The organism is Rhizobacter sp. P1_G5 (genome assembly GCF_056405435.1).
The window spans coordinates 1-5,158 of record NZ_JBFUCB010000449.1 but is presented as its reverse complement, the minus strand read 5'-3'; the positions used below and the strand labels follow the sequence as shown (position 1 = coordinate 5,158).

Annotated in this window: 4 protein-coding genes and 1 pseudogene; 4 read left to right on the top strand and 1 reads right to left on the bottom strand. The window is 66.4% G+C overall.

The window, feature by feature from the left end:
• The 4 genes from AC1D12_RS24235 to flhC all read left to right on the top strand — a co-directional run.
• Nucleotides 1-1,917: O-linked N-acetylglucosamine transferase, SPINDLY family protein (locus AC1D12_RS24235; RefSeq protein ID WP_477843368.1), on the top strand; the 1,917-nt coding region annotated here is incomplete at its 5' end.
• Complete coding sequence (locus AC1D12_RS24230) at nt 1,914-3,422, top strand: class I SAM-dependent methyltransferase (RefSeq protein ID WP_477843366.1); 1,509 nt, start codon at nt 1,914-1,916, stop codon at nt 3,420-3,422. The genes AC1D12_RS24235 and AC1D12_RS24230, both read left to right, overlap by 4 nt.
• 256 nt (nt 3,423-3,678) lie before the next feature.
• A complete protein-coding gene (gene flhD / locus AC1D12_RS24225) occupies nt 3,679-4,002 on the top strand; it encodes a flagellar transcriptional regulator FlhD (RefSeq protein ID WP_047510164.1) in 324 nt (107 codons plus the stop codon).
• Between the two features lie 52 nt (nt 4,003-4,054).
• On the top strand, nt 4,055-4,594 hold the full coding sequence (gene flhC / locus AC1D12_RS24220) for a flagellar transcriptional regulator FlhC (RefSeq protein WP_047510166.1): 540 nt from the start codon (nt 4,055-4,057) through the stop codon (nt 4,592-4,594).
• Between the two features lie 12 nt (nt 4,595-4,606).
• Here flhC and AC1D12_RS24215 read toward each other — a convergent pair.
• A pseudogene (locus tag AC1D12_RS24215) lies at nt 4,607-5,158 on the bottom strand (hypothetical protein); the annotation flags it as partial.

Here is a 5,158-nt window from a genome sequence, read left to right as displayed (position 1 = left end):
GCACAGCGCGACTGGGAAGAAGGCCTGGCGCACGCGAAGGCCGGCGACTGGGCGAAGGCCGAGCACGCCTTCCACCGCGCGAGCGAACGCAACCCACGCGACACCGTCTACCTGCTGAACCTCGCACGCGCGCAGATGAAGAACGGCACGCACGACAAGGCGCTGCGCAGCGCGCAATCGGCGCTCGCGCTGAAGCCCGACGATGCGCTGGCCCGCATGATCGCGGCCGATTGCCTGAGTGCGCAGCACCGCTACGCGGAGGCCGCGAACTGCCTGCAGCAGCAGCCTGAGCAGACGCCGCGCGGCGCCGAGTACTACCAGAACCTCGGTGAAGCGCTGTTCAATGCCGGGCAGCACCAGGCCGCGATCGCCGCGCTGTTCGAGGCGCTGTCGCGCAACGTCGACCATGCGCTGTCGCACTACCGCCTGGGCCTGTCGTTCAACGCGCTGGGCATGAAGCAGGAATCGACCGAATGCTTTCGCACCGCGCTGGTCCTCGGCCTCGGCCAGGGCGACCTGGCCGCGCAGGGCCTGCTCGCCTTCGTCGAGCGCGAGCTGTGCCGCTGGCAGAACGCGCAGGCCGACGTCGCCGCACTGCAGCGGCTGGCTGATGCGCTGCCCGACGACGCCGCGAGCTGGGCCTCGGTGTTCGCGCAGGTCACGGTCACCGGCGACCCGGTCGCGCAGCGACGCGTCGCTCGTTCGTGCTGGCGCTTCCAGACGCGCCGCGTGGAAGCCTTCGCGCCCGTCGCGCCGCGCCCGCTGCCCGCACGGCTGCGCGTGGGCTTCGTCTCGGCCGACTTCCACCAGCACGCCACCGCGATCCTGATGGCCGAGGTGTTCGAGAAGCTCGATCGCAGCCGCTTCGACATCACGCTGTATTCGCACGGTCCGGACGACGGCAGCCCGATGCGCGCGCGCCTGCGCAACGCCGGCCGCTTCGTCGACGTGGCGAAGCGCAGCGACCTGGAGGTCGCGCAGCAAGTGCGGCATGACGAGATCGACGTGCTGGTCGACCTGAAGGGTCACACGCGCGATGCGCGGCTCGCGATCTTCGGCCACCGCGCGGCACCGGTGCAGCTCAGCTTCCTCGGCTTCCCCGGCACGACCGGCGCGGCGCCGGCCGACGGCATCGACTACTTCGTCGGCGATGCGATCGTCTCGCCGCTCGCGAACGCCGCCCACTTCAGCGAGAAGCTCGCGCTGATGCCGGGTTGCTACCAGCCGAACGACCGCCAGCGGCCGCTGCCCGGCCCGTACAGCCGCGCGCAGGCCGGTCTGCCCGACGACGCCCTGGTGCTGTGCGGCTTCAACCAGCCGTTCAAGCTGTCGCCCGAGGTGTTCGACGTCTGGTGCCGCCTGCTGCACCGCCTGCCGGATGCCGTGCTGTGGCTGCTGCAATGGAACGACCACTCGCCGGCACAACTGCGCGCCGAGGCCGCCGCGCGCGGCATCGATCCGCAGCGCCTGGTGTTCGCCCCGAAGATCGGGCTGCGCGAGCACCTGAGCCGCCTGGCGCTCGCCGACCTCTTCATCGACACCTGGCCGTGCAACGGCCACACCACCGCCAGCGATGCGCTGTGGGCCGGGCTGCCGGTCGTCACGTATGYCGGCGAGACCTTCGCATCGCGCGTGGCCGCCAGCCTGCTCGATGCGGTCGGCCTGCCGCAACTGGCCTGCCCGACGATCGCCGACTACGAGGCGCGCATCCTCGAGCTGGCCGGTGACGCTGGCGCGCGCCAGGCGCTGCGCGACCACCTGATCGCAGCCCGCGACAGCGCGCCGCTGTTCGACAGCGACACCTGGACCCGCGATTTCGGCCGCCTGCTGTGGGCGATGGCCGAGCGCTGGTCGCAGGGGCTGCCGCCCGACCACATCGCCCTCGCCCCGCAACACGCCGAAGGAGCCTCCGCATGAGCACGATCGAGCTGCCCGCCATCCACCTGTGCATCATGCAGCCCGCAGGCTACGTGCATTCGCTCGGCTTCCTCGACCAGGCCCGCTACTTCCGCCACCAGTTCCGCCGCATGGGCGCCGAGGTGAGCCTCGCGAAGAACCGGCTGCGCCATGACGCGATCAACTTCGTGTTCGGTGCCCATCTCGGCTTCGACGCCGCGGCGCGCGAGCGCTACACCTGCGTGTTCGTGAACCTGGAGCAGCTCGGCCGCGACGGCGCGCCGGTCGGCGGCGACTACCTGGCGCTGCTGCGCGGCTCGGCGGTCGTCGAGTACGACGCCGACAACATCGCCGCCTACACCGACCATGCCGACGACGTGCCGATGTTCCCGCTGCTGTTCGCGCCCTACCTGAAGCCGGTACAGACGCTGCCGCTGGAAGAGCGCCCGATCGACCTGCTGTTCATCGGCGCGCTGAACCCGCGCCGCCTCGAGATGCTGCAGCGCATCGAGGCCACCGGCCGGCGCGTCACGCGCTTCGAGCAGCCGCTGTACGGTCCGGAGCGCGACCAGCTGATCCTGCAGGCGAAGGCGGTCGTCAACCTGCACTTCTACCCGGCCAGCCGCTTCGAGCAGGCCCGGGTGTCGCACTGCCTGTCGCTGGGCACGCCGGTGCTGTCCGAACGCCGGCCGCAGACGCGCCCGCATGCCGCCTTCGAGGACTGCGTGACCTGGTTCGACGAAGCCAGCCTCGACGAGGTCTTCGGTTCGCACTTCGGCACCCCGGCGTTCCACGAGGCTGCGCGCGCGCAGCTGCAGCGCTTCGAGGCCACCGACCCGCTCGAGGCTTATGCCGACATCATGGCGTTCGCGGTCGGCTACGCCCGCGTGCACCAGGAGCGCCGGCCGCAGGAGCCATGGCGGCCGACTCGGATCAACCTCGGTTCGGGCAAGGACTACAAGCCCGGCTGGTTCAACATCGACATCCTCGAGCGCGCCCAGCCCGACCTGGTGCTCGACCTCGGTCAGCCGGTGCCATGGCCGCACCGGGCCAGTTCGTCGTACGGCGGCAATGTGCTGCTGGCCGAGGACAGCGTCGACATGATCTTCGCGAACAACGTGCTCGAGCACGTGCCCGACCTGCCGACGCTGATGGGCAACTGCCTGGCGCTGCTGAAGACCGGCGGCCAGTTCGTCATCGAGGTGCCGTACGAGCACGCGGCGACGGCCTGGCAGGACCCGACCCACCTGCGCGCGCTGAACGAGAAATCGTGGCTCTACTACACCGACTGGTTCTGGTACCTCGGCTGGTTCGAGCACCGCTTCCAGCTGGCGCAGTTCCACTACCTCGACGACGCGCTGCGCGAATGCCCGAAGGAGCGCGCTGCCTTCATGCGCGTCGTGCTGGCCAAGGTGGAGACCTCGCTGCGCGAGCGCACCACCGCCCGGGTGATGCGGGCCGATTTCGCGCTGCCGGACGACATGTCCGACGCCTACGCGGCCGACCTGGCAGCCCTTTCGGCGTGAAACCCGCCTGAAAAACCCTCTTGACCTACCGGAAAAGACCGCCCAGGCGGTCTTTTTTCTTTCTGCGACAAGCACTTGCGTTCGCGCTTCAGCTTCCCCGGCAGCCGTGTAGGAATTTGCCTGACAGGGGCCATGGAAGAAGCTGGACTCAAGCGACAGAACTGACCTGATGTTTGGGTCCATCTTGCGTCTTCACAATTCGTTCCACGTTGAGACAAGTAGCAAGTAACCCGCAACGAACACCAAGGAACGAGACATGAACGCCGACCAAATCCTGACCGAAATCCGTGAAGCCAATCTGTCGTACCTGATGCTGGCCCAGAGCCTGATCCGCAGCGACCGCGAACAAGCGCTGTACCGCCTGGGCATCAGCGACGAGAGCGCTTCCCTGATCGGTCTGCTGACGCCGGCGCAGATGATGAAGGTGGCTGCCAGCAACACGCTGCTGTGCCGTTTCCGCATGGACGACGACCTGGTCTGGGGTCTGCTGACCAACCACGGCAAGGCTGCCTCGAACGACACGACGAGCCGCCTGCACGCCAGCATCCTGATGGCTGGCCGCCACCACGAAGCCGCCTGAGCTTCGCGACTGCCGAAAAACTGCCACACCACACAAGATTCCGGAGAGAGACATGACCCGCACCAAGAGCATCCTGACCGAAGCCAAGCAGATCGAACGCGCTGTCACGCTGATCAACCTGGGTGCTCGCCTGCAGGTTCTGGAATCTGAAACCGACCTGTCCTACGAGCGCCTGCTGCGCCTGTACAAGGAAGTCTCCGGCAAGTCGCCGAGCAAGGGTCAGTTGCCTTTCTCCACCGACTGGTTCATGACCTGGCAGCCCAACATCCATGCCTCGCTGTTCCTGAACATCCACGAATACCTGAACAAGGTGGCCGAGATGGACGAGATCGACACCGTCATCAAGGCTTACCAGCTGTACTCCGAGCAGACCCAGGCACAGGGCCTGGAAGCGCTGCTGTCGGTGACCCGCGCCTGGCGCCTGGTGAAGTTCGTCGACAACGGCATGTTGACGATGACCAAGTGCTCGAAGTGCGGCGGCCATTTCGTCAGCCACCCGCACGAGATTTCGAAGCACTACGTGTGCGGCCTGTGCAACCCGCCGGCACGTGCTGGCAAGGGCAAGGCCAGCGGTGGCATCCAGATGCACTGAGCGCCTGTGCGCTCAAGTCGGCCGCAAGGCGGTCGATAAGCTCTCAACGATTTCTGTTTTTCCCTGGGTAGTGTGAGTTAGCGACTTTTGTTTTCTTGATCTCCTCCTGGCGCTGAAAAGTGCTTTCAACGGATCCTTCGGGGTCCGTTTTCTTTTGCCCTGCCCGGGCGAGGGGCCGGGTCTCGCCCCGGCGGGCGAGTCACTTTCATTTGAAGCCCAAATGAAAGTAACCAAAGCAAAGGGCTTCAATACAACACCCACGGTTCGTTCTTCACGCTGCGGACAACACTGCCACTTCGGCTGCACATCCACGTTCAACGGGATTGTTGGCCGTTCTTCTCCACCCGGCTCGCTGCGCTTCGCCAAGACACATGGCGAGCGCAGGCGCGAGACGATGCGATGCGAAGCGAGCGAGACGAGGGGCACGGGAGAACAACAATCCCAATGAACGGGGATGTGCAGCCGAAGTGTCAGTGTTGTCCGAAGCGAGACTGAACGAACCGTATGGTTTTCAGGCGCCTTTGCTTTGGTTACTTTCATTTGGCAAGACAAATGAAAGTGACT

Bases quoted from the DNA above. Each gene is read 5' to 3' on its own strand.
- AC1D12_RS24230 (WP_477843366.1), top strand. From the start codon at position 1,914: ATGAGCACGATCGAGCTGCCCGCCATCCACCTGTGCATCATGCAGCCC.
- flhD (WP_047510164.1), top strand. From the start codon at position 3,679: ATGAACGCCGACCAAATCCTGACCGAAATCCGTGAAGCCAATCTGTCG.
- flhC (WP_047510166.1), top strand. From the start codon at position 4,055: ATGACCCGCACCAAGAGCATCCTGACCGAAGCCAAGCAGATCGAACGC.